This is a genomic window from Sporomusa intestinalis, from assembly GCF_055383785.1.
Map to the genome: position 1 here is coordinate 3802381 of NZ_AP042390.1, position 17451 is coordinate 3819831.

At 52.9% G+C, this 17451-nt stretch carries 19 protein-coding genes and 1 riboswitch; of the genes, 9 read left to right on the forward strand and 10 right to left on the reverse strand.

The genetic code is table 11. The annotated features are described in order from the left end of the window. Positions 1 to 74: 74 nt before the first annotated feature. The gene (gene msrA / locus ACZ481_RS17935) at positions 75 to 572 is read right to left on the reverse strand and encodes a peptide-methionine (S)-S-oxide reductase MsrA (RefSeq protein WP_464766698.1); all 498 of its coding nucleotides are present in this window, start codon (positions 570 to 572) and stop codon (positions 75 to 77) included. A gap of 280 nt (positions 573 to 852) precedes the next feature. On the opposite strand from msrA, the gene ACZ481_RS17940 reads away from it, so the two are divergent. The 3 genes from ACZ481_RS17940 (at position 853) to ACZ481_RS17950 (ending at position 2935) form a co-directional block, all read left to right on the forward strand. Next, on the forward strand, positions 853 to 1287 hold the full coding sequence (locus ACZ481_RS17940) for a PaaI family thioesterase (protein ID WP_464766699.1): 435 nt from the start codon (positions 853 to 855) through the stop codon (positions 1285 to 1287). A 20-nt stretch (positions 1288 to 1307) separates the two neighbouring features. Further along, a complete protein-coding gene (locus ACZ481_RS17945) occupies positions 1308 to 1853 on the forward strand; it encodes a hypothetical protein (protein WP_464766700.1) in 546 nt (181 codons plus the stop codon). Positions 1854 to 1960: 107 nt separating this feature from the next. Next, entirely contained in the window at positions 1961 to 2935 is a 975-nt protein-coding gene (locus ACZ481_RS17950; protein WP_464766701.1) for an alpha/beta hydrolase, read from the forward strand. A 96-nt stretch (positions 2936 to 3031) separates the two neighbouring features. Here ACZ481_RS17950 and ACZ481_RS17955 read toward each other — a convergent pair whose 3' ends face one another. Both ACZ481_RS17955 and ACZ481_RS17960 read right to left on the reverse strand, forming a co-directional pair. Continuing rightward, the gene (locus ACZ481_RS17955; protein WP_464766702.1) at positions 3032 to 3343 is read right to left on the reverse strand and encodes a zinc-ribbon domain containing protein; all 312 of its coding nucleotides are present in this window, start codon (positions 3341 to 3343) and stop codon (positions 3032 to 3034) included. A gap of 169 nt (positions 3344 to 3512) precedes the next feature. Continuing rightward, positions 3513 to 4340 carry a polysaccharide deacetylase family protein gene (locus ACZ481_RS17960; protein WP_464766703.1) on the reverse strand — a complete coding sequence of 276 codons (828 nt, stop codon included), beginning with the start codon at positions 4338 to 4340 and terminating at the stop codon, positions 3513 to 3515. A gap of 347 nt (positions 4341 to 4687) precedes the next feature. On the opposite strand from ACZ481_RS17960, the gene ACZ481_RS17965 reads away from it, so the two are divergent. Genes ACZ481_RS17965 through ACZ481_RS17980 form a run of 4 tightly spaced genes read left to right on the forward strand, consistent with a single transcriptional unit; the run spans position 4688 to position 7580 of the window. After that, positions 4688 to 5413: an amino acid ABC transporter ATP-binding protein gene (locus tag ACZ481_RS17965; RefSeq protein WP_464766704.1), complete on the forward strand. Its 726-nt coding sequence runs from the start codon at positions 4688 to 4690 to the stop codon at positions 5411 to 5413. 33 nt (positions 5414 to 5446) lie between these two features. Then, complete coding sequence (locus tag ACZ481_RS17970) at positions 5447 to 6262, forward strand: transporter substrate-binding domain-containing protein (protein ID WP_464770654.1); 816 nt, start codon at positions 5447 to 5449, stop codon at positions 6260 to 6262. After that, positions 6262 to 6933 carry an amino acid ABC transporter permease gene (locus ACZ481_RS17975; RefSeq protein ID WP_464766705.1) on the forward strand — a complete coding sequence of 224 codons (672 nt, stop codon included), beginning with the start codon at positions 6262 to 6264 and terminating at the stop codon, positions 6931 to 6933. Before ACZ481_RS17970 ends, ACZ481_RS17975 begins: the two co-directional genes overlap by 1 nt. Continuing rightward, the gene (locus ACZ481_RS17980; RefSeq protein ID WP_464766706.1) at positions 6930 to 7580 is read left to right on the forward strand and encodes an amino acid ABC transporter permease; all 651 of its coding nucleotides are present in this window, start codon (positions 6930 to 6932) and stop codon (positions 7578 to 7580) included. The genes ACZ481_RS17975 and ACZ481_RS17980 overlap by 4 nt, the downstream gene beginning before the upstream one ends. Positions 7581 to 7658: 78 nt before the next feature. Here the strand turns inward: ACZ481_RS17980 and ACZ481_RS17985 are convergent, their stop codons facing one another. The 7 genes from ACZ481_RS17985 to ygiD all read right to left on the reverse strand — a co-directional run bounded on the left by ACZ481_RS17985 (position 7659) and on the right by ygiD (position 15439). Then, the gene (locus tag ACZ481_RS17985) at positions 7659 to 8591 is read right to left on the reverse strand and encodes an ABC transporter permease (RefSeq protein WP_464766707.1); all 933 of its coding nucleotides are present in this window, start codon (positions 8589 to 8591) and stop codon (positions 7659 to 7661) included. Further along, entirely contained in the window at positions 8592 to 9653 is a 1062-nt protein-coding gene (locus ACZ481_RS17990; protein WP_464766708.1) for an ABC transporter permease, read from the reverse strand. After that, a complete protein-coding gene (locus ACZ481_RS17995; protein ID WP_464766709.1) occupies positions 9643 to 11265 on the reverse strand; it encodes an ABC transporter ATP-binding protein in 1623 nt (540 codons plus the stop codon). Before ACZ481_RS17995 ends, ACZ481_RS17990 begins: the two co-directional genes overlap by 11 nt. Before the next feature lie 44 nt (positions 11266 to 11309). Continuing rightward, complete coding sequence (locus ACZ481_RS18000; protein ID WP_464766710.1) at positions 11310 to 12431, reverse strand: BMP family ABC transporter substrate-binding protein; 1122 nt, start codon at positions 12429 to 12431, stop codon at positions 11310 to 11312. Between the two features lie 177 nt (positions 12432 to 12608). Beyond that, positions 12609 to 12710: riboswitch (purine riboswitch) on the reverse strand. A 106-nt stretch (positions 12711 to 12816) separates the two neighbouring features. Further along, a complete protein-coding gene (locus tag ACZ481_RS18005) occupies positions 12817 to 13842 on the reverse strand; it encodes an aldo/keto reductase (protein WP_464766711.1) in 1026 nt (341 codons plus the stop codon). Positions 13843 to 13958: 116 nt separating this feature from the next. Continuing rightward, complete coding sequence (locus ACZ481_RS18010) at positions 13959 to 14636, reverse strand: type 1 glutamine amidotransferase domain-containing protein (RefSeq protein ID WP_464766712.1); 678 nt, start codon at positions 14634 to 14636, stop codon at positions 13959 to 13961. Between the two features lie 29 nt (positions 14637 to 14665). Then, positions 14666 to 15439, reverse strand: coding sequence for a 4,5-DOPA-extradiol-dioxygenase (gene ygiD, locus ACZ481_RS18015; protein WP_464766713.1), 774 nt, complete (start codon positions 15437 to 15439; stop codon positions 14666 to 14668). Positions 15440 to 15645: 206 nt separating this feature from the next. Between ygiD and ACZ481_RS18020 the strand changes: the two genes are divergently transcribed. Then, positions 15646 to 16119, forward strand: coding sequence for a MarR family winged helix-turn-helix transcriptional regulator (locus ACZ481_RS18020; protein ID WP_464766714.1), 474 nt, complete (start codon positions 15646 to 15648; stop codon positions 16117 to 16119). Between the two features lie 55 nt (positions 16120 to 16174). After that, on the forward strand, positions 16175 to 17431 hold the full coding sequence (gene lysA / locus ACZ481_RS18025; protein WP_464766715.1) for a diaminopimelate decarboxylase: 1257 nt from the start codon (positions 16175 to 16177) through the stop codon (positions 17429 to 17431). The last annotated feature ends 20 nt before the right edge of the window (positions 17432 to 17451 follow it).

Consider the following 17451-nt stretch of genomic DNA (forward strand, 5'->3'; position numbering starts at 1 on the left):
AAAAAATAGTCTCCCGGCCAGGGCAGTTGTGAGCGGTCCTGGGCAAGCAGCGGACACCGGCCGGCGCCACGGCATCAATTGCGCTCCTCCGGCTTGGCCAAGCCAAGATTTATATGGCAGTACCCGCCGGGCGTCTTTCGCAGATAAGCCTGATGATACTCCTCGGCCGGATAAAAGCTCTGCAATGGCTCAACCTCGACAACAATAGGCGCCTGATACCGGGGCTGCATGGTTTTAATAAATTCGAGGATAACCGGCCGCTCGGCCTCATCCTGATAATAGACCCCGGACCGGTATTGAGTCCCCCGGTCCGGCCCCTGCCGGTTGAGGCTGGTCGGGTCGATGATCCGGAAATAGTGCTCCAGTACCTTGCGGATTGGCAGCACCTCTTCGTCATAAACTATTTCACAAATCTCAGTGTGTCCGGTCTGGCCGGAACATACCTGCTCATAGGCGGGCTTGTCCGTATGGCCCTGGCCATACCCGACCCGTGTGCTCAGGATACCTTTCAGTTGCTGAAAGTATGCTTCAACCCCCCAGAAGCAGCCTCCTGCAAGCCATAATTTTTTCATTAGCATTCCCTCCTTTAGGCTATTAGCCTTACATTCATCAGGCAGTCCAGCTGGAAAAACAACTGCCCCCTAATTATATAGTATACAATTTGCGGCCCGCTTAGCCGGCGCCATGCCCAGAAAGCCGGCAGTTCAGATTATCGCCGCCAAGGCGCCGTTCATTTTCTATATAAAGTTGTGATTTTTGTGTTACAATAATTCATATCAGCTTGCAGGCCCCCATGGAACTTCCTGCTGCCGGCAAAGCGTTGTCCAGTATTCATTATCGAGGAGGCGGAATATGACAGAACAACATATATTGCTTAAAAACCAATTGCATACGCGCTATGCCCAAAACTCATTTGTCAATTTGCTGCAAATAGAGATTGTCGAATTAGAAGCAGGAAAGGCAAAATTATCCATGCCGGTACTACCGGCTATACATACGAACCTATACAATATCGCCCATGGCGGCGCCCTGGCCTCACTGGCCGATACCGGCATGGGAATGGCCTGCGCCAGTCTCGGCAAAAAGGTAGTAACACTGGAAATGAATCTGAATTATATTCGCAAAGCCGAATGCGAAGCGACAGTCATCGCCGTCTGCACGGTCATTCATAACGGCAGCAAGACACTGATTGCCGAAGCCGAGCTCCTGGACAGCACGCAAAACCTGCTGGCCAAAGCCAGAGGCACCTTTTTCATAACCGGTACATTCTTAGAAGAAGTTAAATAATCGCCAGGTAAGGATAAACAATGAGTAATCAAAGAGCCTTATGGAGCATCCAGGCCCGGGCCTTTAAAATCCCCTTTACCCCTTTCAGCCACAATTTTTGGGCTCTGGGCAACCCCGCCGGCCAGGTTGCCGATCAGATTCACGGCTTGGCCTATGATCCCAAAGCGGGAACAACGAAAGCCATTGGCAATGCTTCGCATTATTTGCGCGTTGTCCATGATGCCACCATTGTCTGGTCACTGCAGCCCAACCAGCCAACTGCGGTTTGCAGCACAGGGCCGGAGGCGGAAATCCGCGACCGCTGGCAGGCAGCGCTGAACTCAGTTTTTGCTATCAATGCGTTAAATCTGCGTTATCCCAGCCTCTGGCAGCATCTCTATAAAATGAACAGCAACACCATATTCAACACACTGGGCCGGATTATGGGGGTCGCTCAGCCGGAAAAGCTGCTTCCTACCCTCGCCCCCGGCATAAAATTGGTCGTTTCCCAGGCGATTATTGATCTTTACAGCTATAAATACCCGCCGGCCAAGCCCTGTCAGCCGGAACATCCGGCCCGGGCCTGAGGCACCAGGACAACCACAGCACCTTACCGTGATTTTCTCTTTGTGTGCCCCGGTGTAATATCTCCGGCTGCTTTGTGAAATACTTACAGTACTGGAGGTTGCTGCCAATGGATACTGCCTTAAGAACACACAAACGGAAAATCTATTACCATACCTTTATCGTTTTTTCCTTAATGATCTTTATCACCTTGAATTCGGTCCTCATTTTTCTGGGCATCTTACTTCATAATGGGATCAGCGTGCTGAACACAAGAGCCGAATTCATGCATTATACCAGTGTTCAATCCCGGTTAAAGCATGGTTTGGAAACCAAAGGCTGGCAGCCGGTCAGCCTCAATTCCCGTTTTGGCTATAGGCTGGAAGGCACCTTTATTGCCAATCCGTCCCCTGCCAATAAAACCGTAATTTTTGTTCATGGCCTGGCAGCCACTCAGTCGATGGGGCTCCATGTCCTGGATATGTATCTTGACCGCGGCTACAACCTGCTGATTTATGACTCCCGCAGCCACGGCGCCAGCGGCGGCCCCTGTGTAAGCTGGGGGTATTACGAACAATACGACCTGGACCAATGGGTCGACTGGCTCGAACAAAAACAGCCTGGCGGCGTCATCGGCGTGCATGGGATATCACTGGGAGCCACCACCGCAGTGATGCATTCGGTGTTAAACGAATCGTCCCGGCGGGTGCAGTTCTATATTGCCGACAGTGCCTACAGCGATTTGCCACAACTGCTGGAACAGCAGCTTGCCAAGCACACCCGGTCGAATAACCTGCTGTGGATCGATATTCTTATCCATTACGCCAGTCTGATTTCCTACCTCCAGTCTGATTTCGCCTATGCGGCCATCAGGCCCGCTGCCGCCATGGGGACGGTTACTACCCCCGTCTTATATCTCCATGGTGAAGCAGACACGCTTGTACCGGTGGACATGAGCCGGGAACTGGCCGCTGCCACCAATGCCGCCAACGGCTACCGGGAATTGCACACCTTCCCCGGCATTAAACATGGCCGGGCTGCTTTGGACAGCAAACAGGAATATCAGGCGGCTGTAACTAATTTTCTGTCAGCGACCGGCCACTGATCTGTTCCTCGGCCCTTACCAGGTGCCGCCGGTCATTTCCAGGAAATAACTGTGTCAATAATAAACGCCCCTGCCAAAGCAGGGGCGTTAAAAATTCTAGTATCTGTTGTTGTTTTGAGTGAAGCAGTCTCTGCAGTAAACAGGACGGTCGCTGCTGGGACGGAACGGCACTTGTGTTTGTACACCGCAAGCGGCACAAGTTACATCATGCATTTCGCGTTGGAAGTTATTGCTACGGCCGCCAAAGCCGCCGCGGTTGTTGTTTTGTTGTTTGCGGGCTGCTCTGCACTCAGGGCAACGGCCTGGCTCGTTGGTGAAACCTTTCTCCGCAAAGAAGTCTTGCTCAGATGCTGTGAATACAAAGTTGGCACCACAGTCACGACAGGTTAAGTTTTTGTCTTGATTCATTATAAAATTCCTCCAAATTAAGATTGTACCCGGATAGCTTCTCGTAAATTACTCACTGGGCTTCTCTTAATGAGAAGGTCTAATGATCAATTAACTGGGCCTTCAACTGGGTCTATTTCATTATACTTCGATTCAAACTAAAAGTAAAGCCTCAAGCTGTGTTTTTTTGTTATTTTTGCATTTTTTTGATATATATTAGTCTGTACGGTTTACCGCTGGGCGCCCGAAACAAAATATCCGCCGCCGGGGAATGCCGCCAGCCCGGTACGGTAATCAAAAAACGCCCTTGAATAAACTGAACGAGTGCCTGACCCTCATTGTATTGAAACAGCTCGCTTACAGTAACAAACTCATAGCCCTGTTCCCGCAGACGATCAATAATAATTGCCAAAGCCCGGGGGGTTGGCAACGGATACTGGCCGTCATGCAGCAGGATAATGCTGCCCGGCTTTATCTCGGCTAATACTTTTTCAACCACACTGTCCGGCGGCGGGCAGCTCCAGTCCCTGGGGTCAATGGACCATAAAACGACAGCATACCCCCGCTGGCGGGCTGTCTCCATAACCTGGCTGTTATAAAAGCCCCCGGGCGGACGGAACAAGGTTGGCTTGGGGGCAACGGCCTCAAGCGCTCTTTCTGCCTTGTCAAACTCCTCGGCCATTTTTTGCGGGCTTAGCTTCGGTAATGCCGGGTGGCTGTAGGTATGAACCCCGATCTCATGGCCGTCAGCCACCTCCTGCGCCACAAACCCGGGTAATTTTTCGGCATTTTGGCCAAGCACGAAAAACGTTGCCCTTACGTTTTTGGCTTTTAAGACTGCCAAAATCTCCGGGGTCGCTTTATAATTGGGCCCGTCATCAATCGTAATGGCCACTACCTTATGCGTAGTGGGCACTTTCGAAATTACCTGCATATCATCCGCTAACTGCCGTTCGGCCACGCCGGCCAGGATAACCATAACAGCTAGCGTCCAAAGCATTGCATAGCGTCTGCCCATAAGAACCTCCCTGTACATTGGTTTGCGGTAGAAAACGCCTCAATATTTAACTGTATGAGCAATATAGGCTTAATATAACGAATCTATCTGCGGCTCCGCCAATTTCAGTCCGGGAAAATGGGGAAACGCACAAAAAAAATAGTATTCACCACCTGGACACCGGCCCTTTAGCTTATATAAAAATATGACAAAATTAAATAATCCCCCTTGCTTTCTGGCTGATATGAATATATAATTAGAAATCATCAGCAGTATATTGCACTTATCGGCTGAGCAAAGGCGCTCAATCCATTGGATTGAACGCCTTTTTTTGTTACCATTTTTTTGGAGGAGAGGAGGAATGCTATATGATTACCTTAGCAAAGGTAAACAAATCTTTTGGCAGCAATCACGTGCTTAAGGACATTGATTTAACGGTAAAAACCGGTGAGAAACTTGTTGTGATCGGACCAAGCGGCTCCGGCAAAAGCACAATGATCAGGTGTATGAACCTGCTGGAACGCCCCAATAGCGGCACCGTAACGGTAGACGGGGTAGATATTACGGCCGCAAATGCATCAGTCAATCAAATACGGCAGTCGGCAGCCATGGTCTTTCAACAATTCAATCTCTATCCTCACAAAACGGTACTGGAAAACCTGACCCTGGCCCCCATTCTGCTAAAAGGAGTCAAAAAAGAAGCAGCGGCGGCGACAGGTATGGCCTTCCTTGACCGGGTAGGGCTTAAAGAAAAAGCCGACGCCTACCCGTCCCAGTTATCAGGCGGCCAGCAGCAGCGCGTCGCGATCGCCCGGGCCCTGAACATGCATCCGAAAATCATGCTGTTTGACGAGCCCACATCGGCGCTTGATCCGGAAATGATTAAAGAAGTGCTTGATGTTATGGTCGACCTGGCCAACGAAGGAATCACAATGGTGGTAGTCACCCATGAAATGGGATTCGCCCGCAGGGTTGCCGATAGAGTCATCTTTATGGACGAAGGGCGAATCATGGAACAGGGAACACCGGAACACTTCTTTGTTAACCCTGACCATGACCGAACAAAACTTTTTTTAAGCCGTATTCTGCATTAATTCAAAAACACGGAGGCGATCATTGTGAAACTGATGAAAAAACCTGTACTCATTTCTTTCGTTATGCTGCTGGCTTTCAGCCTGTTCCTGGCTGGTTGCGGCGGCTCCTCAAGCCAGCCGGCAGCATCCAAGGAAGATGTCCCTGCCGATATTAAAGCCATTAAAGACCGGGGCGTATTTAAAGCCGGCGTAAAAGTGGACGTACCTAAGTTTGGCTATAAAGACCCAAAAACCGGCAATGTTGAGGGCTTCGAAATTGATTTGGTCAAAGCCTTAGCCAAAAAAATACTGGGCGACGAAAATAAAATTGACTTAACAGGCACTGTCGCCAAGACCCGCGGTCCCCTGCTGGATAACGGCGACGTCGACGTCGTAATTGCCACCTTTACCATTACCGAAGAACGCAAAAACAGCTACAACTTCTCCGACCCCTATTACACCGACGGCGTGGCCTTAATGGTTAAAAAAGCCTCCGGCGCCCAGGGCTTAAAAGACCTGGCCGGCAAAAAAATCGGGGTCGCCCAGAGTTCCACCAGCCGTAAAGCAATCCAGGAGGCAGCCGATCAACAAGGCATCAAAGTCAGCTTCCTCGAATTCGGCACCTACGCCGAGGTAAAAGCAGCTCTGGATTCGGGCCGTGTCGACTGCTTCAGCGTTGACGCCGCCATCCTCTATGGCTATTTAGATGATTCCACTACCATTCTCAGCGAGCGTTTTGCCCCCCAGGAGTATGGAGCAGCCACCAAGAAGTCCAATACGGCCCTGGCTAAATTGGTAAATGATACCTTAAATGACATGAAACAATCCGGTGAGATTGACAAACTGCTGGCGAAATGGGGACTTAAATAGTGCCAGGTCCCTTCGCCGGGTTTAAGTGGCTGGCGTTATTCCAGGATTGGACAGTCTTTGCCGAAGGTTTTCTTACAACCCTTATGGTAGCAGCCTTAGGTTTGACGTTGGCCTTAACCCTTGGCATTCTGTTCGGTATTCTTGGCACCGCCCCCGGACGGGTGTTCCGCGCTCTTAACCGGATCTATGTCGAATTCATCCAGAATACCCCGTTAGTCATCCAGGTCATCTTCCTGTATCATGGCCTGCCGCATCTGGGGATTATGCTCCCGGTGTTTTCCATCGGCGTACTGGGGTTAGGTGTGTATCATGGCGCTTATGTTGCAGAAGCAATCAGGGCCGGACTGCAGGCTGTCCCCAGAGGACAGCTTGAATCCGCCTATTCCCAGGGTTTTAATTACTGGCAGGCCATGCGGTATATCGTTTTGCCGCAGGCGAAACGAATTGTGCTGCCTCCGATCACCAATCAGTCGGTCAGCCTGATAAAAAATACCTCTGTATTAGCCATGGTGGCAGGCGGGGACCTGATGTATCATGCCGACTCCTGGTCGAGCAGCAACCTTTATTATGGACCGGCCTACGTCATTACCGGCCTTCTCTATCTCAGTCTGTGCTACCCGCTGGCCAATCTGGCCCGGCGCATGGAAAAGAAACTGGAGGTCTCATTATGATACAAGACCTTCTACAACCTGAAATCGCCTTATTCCTGCTGGATGGGCTGTATATCACCCTCAAAATCGCGCTTACGTCAATTATCCTGAGTCTGCTTTTCGGCACAGTGCTGGGAGTGGCTCAGTCCTCCGGCCATCCGCTCTACAGCCGGCTGGCCACACTCTATATCGACTCCATCCGCAATACCCCGCTGCTCTTGTTCATCCTGGCCGCCAGATTCACCACCAGGCTGGAACCTGTCAATTCAGGCATTCTGGCTATGACGGTCTTTACCTCGGCGGTTATGGCGGAAATTATCCGGGGCGGGATTAATTCGGTGCATAAGGGCCAGTGGGAAGCAGCCCGTTCTCAGGGCTTCAACTACTGGCAAACCCTCCTCTATATCATCCTGCCGCAGGCTTTCCGCAACATGATCCCGCCCCTGCTGTCCCAATGCACGACCGTCATAAAAGATACTTCCTTTGTTTGGGCGGTCGGGGTTGAGGATCTAACAGGCAAAGGGATGATTATCATGGGAAAATACGGGTCAACAGGCCAGGTCTTTGCCATCTTTGCCATCATTGCCGGTCTCTATTTCATCGTTAACTATTCGCTTTCCCATTTTGCCCGGTATCAGCAAAGGCGGCTTGCAGCCAGAAGTTATTAGCCAACTCCTTCCCCTTTCGCATACAAAAGCAGTGTGGGCCTTACCTGTCGCAGGTAGGCCCACACTGCTTTTTATAAATTACCGTTCTTCCCGGTTATAAGGAATACCCAGCGCGGCCGGCGCGGCCACCCGCCGCTTCCTGGTTTCGCGGGTAACAATAATTAAAACAGCAATCGTAATCGCATACGGCAGCATCTTAAGAAAAAATGACGGTATCCCAATCCCGAAGTTCTGCATATGAAAGCCAAGCACATCAATCGTTCCGAACAGGAAGCTGCCGAGAAAGGCCTTGCCCGGATGCCAGGTGGCGAATATGACCAGCGCGACAGCAATCCAGCCCCGGCCGGCCGTCATGTTCTCAAGCCAGGACGGAGCATAGGCCAGCGACAGATAAGCGCCGGCCAGGCCGGCCAGCATGCCGCCGGTAATGACAAAAAGATAACGGACCCTGAATACGGAAATGCCGGCTGTGTCCGCCGCCCCGGGGTTCTCGCCCACCGCCCGCATTGCCAGGCCCGCACGGGTGCGGAACAGGAAAAACCAGAGCAGGGCAACCAGCCCATAACTAAGATAGACAAGGGCATCATGCTGAAACAGGATCACGCCGACAGCGGGAAGCTGGCTGAGACCAGGCAGGTCAAAGGGTTTAAAGGTATTGGCCAGCGGCATCCCGATCAGGGACTTGCCGATATAGCCGCTTAACCCGGTGCCGAAAATAGTCAGCGCCAGACCGCTGACAACCTGATTGGCCCGTAAAGTGATTGTTAAAAAAGCATGAATGAGGGCCATTAAGCCCCCGGCAGCAACAGCCGCCAGCAAGCCAAGCCAGGGCGCGGCCGTGTGGAGGGCGACCATAAACCCGGTAACGGCACCAACCAGCATCATGCCTTCCACCCCGAGATTGATTACCCCGGCCAGTTCGGCCAGAATTTCCCCTAAGGCAGCAAGCAGAATCGGTGTGCCGGCAATAATCCCGGTAGCGAAAATAGCTACCCATACTGATTGTTCCATCTATAACCCCCGCTCCTTTTCCCGCCAGTTTATCCGGTATTGGACAAAGATTTCGCCGCCAACGACAAAAAACAGGATCGCCCCCTGCAGCATAGCCACCGTTGCCGCCGGAAAGCCGCTGGTCTGAATGCTGAAGCCACCGACCAGCATCCCGCCGAAGATAACAGACACCAGCACAATAGCAAACGGATTCAGACGGGCCAGCCAGGCGATAATAATGGCCGAATAACCGTATCCGGGTGAAATGCCGTGCTGCAGCCGCTGGGTAATGCCGGCTACCTCAGTCATGCCGGCCAGACCGGCCAACCCCCCGCTGATAAACATCACCAGCAGAATGTTCCGCACATAATGCATGCCCGCATATTGGGCGGCAGCCGCACTTTCGCCGCTGACCCTGATTTCAAACCCCCAGCGGGTATAGCGCAGGACAATATACACGATGAAAACCGCCAGCAGGGCCAAAACCAGACCCAGATGGATACGGGTAACCCCAAACGCGGGTAAAATGGCACTGTCAGAGAACGGGGCGGTAATCGGGAACCCGAGGCCTTGAGGGTCTTTCCAGGGACCGTAAACCAGATAATCCACCCAGAGGATGGCAATATAATTCAATAATAACGTCGTGATCGTCTCATTCACCTTACAATAGGCCCGCGGTATGGCCGGCACCAGTCCCCACAGGCCGCCCATAGTGAACCCGGCCAGCACCATGGCCGGCAGCAGCAGCCATGACGGCCAGTGAGGGTAGGCCAGAGCGACCCAGCTTGCGCCAAAGGCCCCCATATACAGCTGCCCTTCGGCCCCAATATTCCATAATTGCATCCGGAAGGCAACCGAAACGGCCAGACTGGCAAAAATCAGGGGCACCGCTTTTACCAGCGTCTCCGATAAGCCATAAACAGACCCGAAAGCCCCTGTGAACATCAGCTCATATACTGCCAGCGGATTCTTTCCCGACAGACCGATAAACAAACCGGCAAACATGAGACCAATAATAATCGACAGGACCGGTACGGCTACGATCATCTGCTTCGACACGGTAGCCCGTTTTTCAAACCGCATGCTTAGTCATTCTCCTCTCGCCGGCCATCATCATTCCCACATCCTCAAGCGAAGCCTCACAGGGATCAACAAGCCCCATTAATTCGCCCCGGTGCAAAACCGCCAAACGGTCTGACAAGGCAAATAAATCCTCAAGCTCCTCGGAAATAAGCAAAACCGCCTTGCCGGCCTGCCGCTGGGCCAGCAGCAATTGCCGCACAGTCTCCATCGCCCCCACATCCAGGCCGCGCATAGGATAAACAGCTACAAGCAGCCGGGGATCGGCCGTAATTTCCCGGGCCAGAAGCAATTTCTGCAGGTTTCCGCCCGACAACATCCGCACCGGATTGGCCACACTGGCAAGCTTGATGCCAAACCGGTCAATGGCCTGCAGCGTCTCTGCCATGGCTGTTTTCCAGTTAATAAAATACCCCTGCCGGTCGTAGCTTTTTAACAGGTAGTTGTCCACGGCATCCAGCCCGGGAACCAGGCCTGTGCCCAGACGGTCTTCCGGCACATAACTGACCCCGGCTTTAATAAAGTCTTTGGCAGTGCCGGCGGTAAGGTCAGTCTCCCCGATAAGCCGTTTGCCGCTCTCCAGCTCCCGGAGTCCGGCCACCGCCTCGGCCAGTTCACTCTGCCCGTTGCCGGCCACCCCGGCTACCCCCAGAATCTCACCGGCCTGGATGGCCAGCGATACGTTGCGGACAGCCAGCTGCCCCCGGTTATTCAAGCAGGAGACATTCGCCAGCGTCAACACCCTCGCCCCCGGCGCGACCGTGTTTTTTGTACAGCTAAACTCCATATTTTTGCCGACCATCATCCGGGTCAGCGATTGTTCATTGGCTCGTTCCGTCCGGGTCTGCCCTACCGACTGTCCCCCGCGCAGCACAGTGACCGCATCGGTTCCTGCCAGCACCTCACTGAGCTTATGGGAGATCACAATGATCGCTTTCCCCTGTTTGGCCATTAATCGGAGCGTACCATACAAATCCCGTGCCTCCTGCGGCGTCAAAACCGCTGTCGGCTCATCCAGAATCAGGATCTCGGCCCCGCGGAACAAGGCTTTGAGGATCTCAACCCGCTGCTGCTCACCGACTGACAACTGCCATATTCGGGCCCCGGGATCAATGAGCATGCCATATTGCCGGCAAAACTCACCGACCTGGGCCTCGGCCGCGGCCTTGTTGAGCAGCAGCCCCTGCTGGGGCAGCCCCAGTATAATATTTTCCGCCACCGTAAAGGAAGGAATTAGTTTAAAATGCTGATGCACCATGCCGATGCCATGGGCGACAGCATCTTTAGGCGACCGCAGCTCGGCCTTTTGCCCGCGCAGGTAGATCTCGCCCTCGTCCGGCCGGTACAGGCCGGTAAGAATGCTCATCAACGTGCTTTTTCCTGCCCCGTTTTCGCCAAGCAAGGCGTGAATTTCGGATTTATTAACAGTCAGACTGACACGATCATTCGCCAGGACTCCGGGAAAGCGTTTGGTAATATTAATCATTTCCACCATGGGAATTGTCACTGCAAAAACCACCTTTCTGCGCTTGGGACTTGATCCTTGGCGGCGGGTATTTCTCCAGGATAATAAATACCCGCCGCCAAAGCTCCAGCCGCCCACTGCTGCCGGCAACAGTACAGAAGGCCGTTTCTCACAAAACGGCCTCCCCCCAACCATTACTTGGCAATAGTTCCGTCAACGCCCTGAACGAACCAGTTAAACTCCAGCAATTCCTTGTCGGTCATTTTCTGACCGGCCGGAACTTTTACATTGCCCTGCTGGTCTTTAAGCGGGCCTGTAAACACGTCCCACTGGCCTTTAACGATTTCTTCCTTCTTCTGGGCGATCATAGCCTTGGTATCTTCAGCAACCATCGGTCCGTAGGGACCAAGATCAACAAGGTTTTCCGCCATGGAGCCCCAGTACTGCTCTGATTTCCAGGACTTGTCCAGAATGGATTGAACTGTTTTCACATAATAGGGTCCCCAGTTCCACACCGGGCCGGTAAGTACCGCTTTGGGCGCAAAACTGCGCATATCGGTATTATAAGACACGGCAAATTTGCCTTTCTCCTCCGCGGCCTGCATGGGGGCCGGTGTGTCCTGATGCATGGCGATTACATCAGCCCCGGCGTCAAGCAGGCTTTTGGCCGCATCTTTTTCCGTGGCAGGGTTATACCAGGTGTTGGTCCATACCACCTTTACCTTAGCCTCCGGATTGGCAGCCTGGACCCCCAGCGTGAAGGCATTAATGCCGCGTACAACCTCGGGAATCGGGAATGCAGCCACATAGCCGATGGTATTGCTTTGCGTCTGTTTGCCGGCGGCCAGCCCTGACAAGTACCGGGCCTGATACATTCGGCCAAAATAGGTGCCTACATTATCGGCGGTTTTAAAACCGGAACAATGCAGGAAGGTAACATCAGGAAACTTCTGGGCTACCTTTTGGACATAATCCATATAACCGAAGCTGGTGGCGAAAATAATTTTATTGCCTTTCATCGCCAGTTCTGTCAATACCCGCTCGGCATCAGCCCCTTCCGGGACTGACTCAACATAGGTTGTCTCCACATTAGGCATTTCTTTTTCCAGTTGCTTACGGCCCTGATCATGAGCATAAGACCAGCCCGCATCCCCCACCGGCCCTACATAAACAAAAGCCACTTTCACTTTTTCTGCGTTGGCGGGCTGATTTTCTGCCGGTTTTTGTCCGCCACAGCCTGCAAGCAGAATGGCCATGACCAGTACTGCAACCAGTGCAAGCAGCCCCTTATTCCGTTTGCCTTGCCTTATCACCATATCTCCCCCTGTAAAAAAATTGCCACTCGCTCTATCATATACGGATAAATCCAGAGCAGCCCCAATAAAACACAAGTTTCCCTGCTGCCGGGACAAACACAAAAACCCGGCCAGAATAGCCAGCACTCAACCTTGAGAGCGGACCTCCTGCCGGGTTTCTCTGTAGTTGCCCACAGAAAATAGGACACTTCCACTCATAGTAAGGGCATTTACGGTTCCCTTGTAGAAACTCCCAGACCATATCTCCGGGATTATACGAGTACATATGTAATTGCCGTACGCAAAATCTGTTTCCGGATTGAGTATACCTTATAATGGGACAAAAGTCCATATAAATCGGCAGGATTTTCGCCAGTAACACCAGCCGCCCGCTGCGCAGTGCCAATTATTTTGCACTGCGCTGATGCTCTTTGAACATCGTATGATGTTTTTTCAGCATGGCCGGGATCGGCAGTTCATAAGGACAGCGCAGGACACAGTCCCCGCACTCTATACACTTTTCCACCGATTCCATTGCCGGGCGGGCAAAGTCAACCGCAACCGCCGGCGACATCCGCCGGGCAATAACCTGATACCCCATGGCCGGAGTGATCATTACCCCGTGCGGGCAAGGCTGGCAGTATTCACAGCGCCGGCAGAATTGTTTCCCCAGCTCCTCCCGGTATTTGTCCATCAACTCCCGGTCCGCGGTTGTCACTCTATTCTCTTCCTTATACAGGGCCAGAATTTGATCGACCGATTCCGGCGAATCAAAGCCGGGGATCGGCAGCAATTCCGGGAACTGCCGCAAAAACTTAAAAGCGATAGCCCCATTGTCAATCATGCCGCCGGCAAACGGTTTCATCACAATAAAGCCGGCGTTCATTTTTTGCGCCAGTTCACGCAATTCCCCCCTGGCCGCATCCTCAATAAAATTAAAAGGAAACTGGATTGTGCTGAATAAGCCTGTTTTCAGCAGCCGCACAGCCATCGCCAGGCTGTGGGAGGTAACGCCGATATGCCTCACCTTGCCTTGCTGCCGGGCTTTGGTCACCACCTCAAGGGCCCCGCCGGCCGCAATGGCAGCCTCCCAGTCCGGTTCCCGCGAAATCTGGTGCAGCTGGTAGAGATCAATATAATCGGTCTGCAGCCGCCGCAGGCTGTTGTCAAGATGCTCCAGCGCCCCTGCCCCATCCCGCCGCCCCGTCTTGGTGGCAATAACAACCTTGTCCCGCCGCCCCGCAAAAGCCTGGCCGAGCTTAGCCTCACTATCGCGGTAGGCATTGGCGGTATCATAAAAGGTGATCCCCTGCTCATAAGCATGGCGCAGTGTCTTAACAGCCTGTCCGGTTTCCAGACGAATAATCGGGATACAGCCAAAGCCAACCTCAGATACGGTTAGGCCCGTATTCCCCAGTGATCGGTATTGCATACCTTATAACCACCTTTCCGGCAATAAATAATTGCCATTTTCTATCTGTAAATATCTTACTGTCATTCACCCTAAAAATCAAATCAAACCTTGCACCCAGCGTGAAAACAGGGTCCCTAACCCGCCCTGGTGGCCAACACCGCTAATACGGCCTGGGTAAAGCAGTCGCAGGACTGCCTGTTCTGACCTGTGATTATATTCCCGTCTACCACTACCTGACTGGTCCAGGGAGCACTGTTAACAAATTCGGCCCCCAGGGCTTTCAGCTTCGTTTCCAGTAAAAAGGGGACAACAGCCTGCAAGTGGGTTGCTGCTTCTTCCTCATTGGTGAAGGCGGTCACCTTTTTGCCGGCCAGCAGCGGTTTCCCGTCAGGCCGGACGGCACCCACCAGTGCTGCCGGCCCGTGGCAGACAGCGCCAATCACCTTGCCGGCGGCGGCAAGCTGCGGCAGCATCCCTGCCAGGTGCCGGTTTGTGGCCAAATCAAACAGCGGCCCATGGCCGCCGGGAAATATAACAGCCTCATACACGTCAACATTCAGTTCAGCGAGTTTCTGCGTTGCCGCCAGGGCGGCGGCTGCGGCCTGCCAGGCAGGCGGAATCCGGCCGGTTACGCTCAGGGGGTCAACCGGCGCCCTGCCGCCGGCCGGACTGCCGACCGTCACCCCGTAACCGGCAGCGGTCAGGGCCAGATAAGGCACGGCAAACTCCTCCAGCCACAGTCCGGTAACATGGCGCTCATCAATCCGGGCAAAGCTGGTAACAATAAATAACACCGGCGGTTGCGCAAGCAAAATGACGGTCCCCTCCTTAGTAAATGCCACTAATCCTCACTAATCAAAAAACTGCGCATGGCGATTGATCCATTCTGGATATCCGAGCAGGTGAACTCCAGCCTGTCGGTTTCGCTTTGTAAAGCGATTGCGTAAAGCATTGGCAAATAATGCTCATTGGTCGGAACAGCTAGCCTGGCATGAGGAAAGGCTTCATAATCAATCAAACCGGCGTGGTCACGCCTGGCCAGCGCCGCGGCCATCTGGCCGTCGGTCTCGGCCGCCCAGGGATAGACGGGACCGTATAATTGCGAAAAATCGATCCGGGAAAGATTATGGACAATATTGCCGCTGCCGATAATCAAAATGCCCTGTTGCCGCAAAGGCGCAAGCCGCTTGCCCAGTTCATAATGCTGCTGCGGCGATTTTCCTCTGTTCAGGCTTAGTTCCAGCACCGGAATGTCGCCATGGGGATACATATGTTTCAGTACAGCCCAGGCCGCATGGTCAAGGCCCCGGTTCCGGTCATACTCTACTGTATTATCCGTAATTTCCCGGACTGCAGCCGCCGTTGCCGGCGAGCCGGGGCAGGGGTAAGCCGCCGCGTACAGTTCCTCCGGGAAACCATAGAAATCATAAATCGTTGGCGGCAGTTCCGCGGCGGTGATATAGGTGCCTCTGGTCTGCCAATGGGCCGAAACAACAACAATCGCTTTTGGCCGGGGCAGTATCTTGCCCAGTTCATTGAGACTGTGCGTATAACTATTGTCCTCAGTGATATTCACGGGCGACCCATGCCCGATAAACAGGACCGGCATTTTCATTGCTCTCACCTCTGTAAGCTAATTATTTCTCTTGGTAATGTTAGCCATTACCCTATATATATGTACACTTCGGACAAAAGTCCCCGGTTCCTGCCAGGGGGTTAGCAGGGAGCAGGAATTATCCGCCCGTGCCGGCTCTTATATAAATCTTATTGACAGGAAACTGTTTGTATGATACAACTTTCTTATAAAGGAGCAGCCAATCAATGACAAATCATCTTAGTGATATCGAGAAATACAACCGCTGTGTAGAAGATATCGGCCTATTGCTGCAGCGGACTGTGCGGATCTGCCAGTTATTTGAGCGTGAGCAGATCAAAGTTCACGGGTTTACCAGTTCCCAGTGTTATATCCTGCTGGAAATTCTTAAAAACGGCCCGTTAACCATCAATGAAATCAGTACGAAAATGAATCTTGAGATCAGCACGATCACCCGAATCATGGATAATCTGGTGCGGGATCAGCTCCTGGTGCGCAACCGGCTCCTGCAGGACAAACGGGTTGTTGAAGCGGCGCTCACTGACCAGGGCCTGCTCGCGGCAACCAAACTGCAGGCCAGCATCAGTGATTATTACAGGAATGTTATTTCCCGCCTTCCCCCCGGCCATGTCCGGGAAGTCATGGGCGCGGTGGAACTGCTGCTGACAGCAGTAGAACAGGCCAACAGGCCGAGCGAGTAAAATTTTTAACCAATACTTGTATTATACAAATATTTTTCTTATAGGGGGAATAAAGATGCAGTGGGTGCAAGCAAGCGTAACCGGGGCAGCAAATTTTTATGGCCGGCACACCCCGGCCGGGCTGATCAGCAAATATGGCAGCCCGTTGTACGTGTACAATGAACGAATCCTCCGGGAGCGGTGCCGGGACATCAGGCGGCTGGTTAAGGGCCCGGATTTTGTTGTCAGCTATTCAGCCAAAGCCAATAGCAACCTGTCCTTGTTACAGATCATCAGGGACGAAGGGTGCGAAGTGGATGCCATGTCGCCAGGCGAAATCCATGTTCAGCTGCAGGCAGGCTTTAAGCCTGAACAGATCCTGTATATTGGCAATAATGTCTCCGCCGCAGAAATGAACTATGTCATCAGTCACGGGATTGCGGTCAGCGTCGATTCCCTGTCCCAGCTGGAGCTTTATGGAAAACTCAATCCAGGCGGCAGTGTCGTTGTCAGGTTTAATACCGGCGTCGGTACCGGTCATCACCACAAAGTAGTTACCGGCGGCGATAAAACCAAATTCGGGATCGAAACAGCGTTGCTGCCGGCGGTAAAGGAAATCCTAACAACCTATCAGCTGCGCCTCCGCGGCATTAATCAGCACATCGGCTCCCTGTTTATGGACAGCGATACCTATATCGTCGGGACGCAGGCCCTCCTGGAGGTGGCCCTGCACTTTCCCGCTCTGGAATTTATCGACCTGGGGGGCGGTTTTGGCATACCCTACCATAAATATGAGCACGAGCCGCGCCTGGATCTGGCGGCCTTGAGTGAAAAAATCAGCAACGTCCTTACCGGCTGGGTAAGCCGCTATGGCCAACCGGTACGGTTTAAAGTGGAACCAGGCCGGTACCTGGTAGCTGAATGCGGTATTCTCCTGGGTACTGTCCATACTGTTAAGACGAACTATCATACGAAATACATTGGCACCGATCTCGGCTTTAATGTCCTGATGCGGCCGGTCCTCTACAACGCGTATCACGACCTGGAGCTCTATCGCCGCGGTGATGCCCTGTCCCGTGGCCGGGAAACAGTCACGGTTACCGGCAACATCTGTGAAAGCGGTGATATTATCGCTGCCGGCCGCCTGTTGCCGGAGATTTTCGAACAGGACATTATCGGAGTGCTTGATGCCGGCGCCTATGGTTATTCCATGGCTTCCAACTATAACAACCGGCTCCGGCCGGCTGAGGTTCTGCTTACAAGCGCCGGTGACGATGTCCTCATCCGCCGCCGGGAAACCCTGGACGATCTAACAAGGCACTTTACACTATAAAAAATAAAAAACGAAAGGGG

Excerpts from the sequence above, each read along its gene's own strand:
- msrA (WP_464766698.1), bottom strand. The coding sequence starts at position 572 with ATGAAAAAATTATGGCTTGCAGGAGGCTGCTTCTGGGGGGTTGAAGCA.
- ACZ481_RS17940 (WP_464766699.1), top strand. The coding sequence starts at position 853 with ATGACAGAACAACATATATTGCTTAAAAACCAATTGCATACGCGCTAT.
- ACZ481_RS17945 (WP_464766700.1), top strand. The coding sequence starts at position 1,308 with ATGAGTAATCAAAGAGCCTTATGGAGCATCCAGGCCCGGGCCTTTAAA.
- ACZ481_RS17950 (WP_464766701.1), top strand. The coding sequence starts at position 1,961 with ATGGATACTGCCTTAAGAACACACAAACGGAAAATCTATTACCATACC.
- ACZ481_RS17955 (WP_464766702.1), bottom strand. The coding sequence starts at position 3,343 with ATGAATCAAGACAAAAACTTAACCTGTCGTGACTGTGGTGCCAACTTT.
- ACZ481_RS17960 (WP_464766703.1), bottom strand. The coding sequence starts at position 4,340 with ATGGGCAGACGCTATGCAATGCTTTGGACGCTAGCTGTTATGGTTATC.
- ACZ481_RS17965 (WP_464766704.1), top strand. The coding sequence starts at position 4,688 with ATGATTACCTTAGCAAAGGTAAACAAATCTTTTGGCAGCAATCACGTG.
- ACZ481_RS17970 (WP_464770654.1), top strand. The coding sequence starts at position 5,447 with ATGAAAAAACCTGTACTCATTTCTTTCGTTATGCTGCTGGCTTTCAGC.
- ACZ481_RS17980 (WP_464766706.1), top strand. The coding sequence starts at position 6,930 with ATGATACAAGACCTTCTACAACCTGAAATCGCCTTATTCCTGCTGGAT.
- ACZ481_RS17985 (WP_464766707.1), bottom strand. The coding sequence starts at position 8,591 with ATGGAACAATCAGTATGGGTAGCTATTTTCGCTACCGGGATTATTGCC.
- ACZ481_RS17990 (WP_464766708.1), bottom strand. The coding sequence starts at position 9,653 with ATGCGGTTTGAAAAACGGGCTACCGTGTCGAAGCAGATGATCGTAGCC.
- ACZ481_RS18000 (WP_464766710.1), bottom strand. The coding sequence starts at position 12,431 with ATGGTGATAAGGCAAGGCAAACGGAATAAGGGGCTGCTTGCACTGGTT.
- ACZ481_RS18005 (WP_464766711.1), bottom strand. The coding sequence starts at position 13,842 with ATGCAATACCGATCACTGGGGAATACGGGCCTAACCGTATCTGAGGTT.
- ygiD (WP_464766713.1), bottom strand. The coding sequence starts at position 15,439 with ATGAAAATGCCGGTCCTGTTTATCGGGCATGGGTCGCCCGTGAATATC.
- ACZ481_RS18020 (WP_464766714.1), top strand. The coding sequence starts at position 15,646 with ATGACAAATCATCTTAGTGATATCGAGAAATACAACCGCTGTGTAGAA.
- lysA (WP_464766715.1), top strand. The coding sequence starts at position 16,175 with ATGCAGTGGGTGCAAGCAAGCGTAACCGGGGCAGCAAATTTTTATGGC.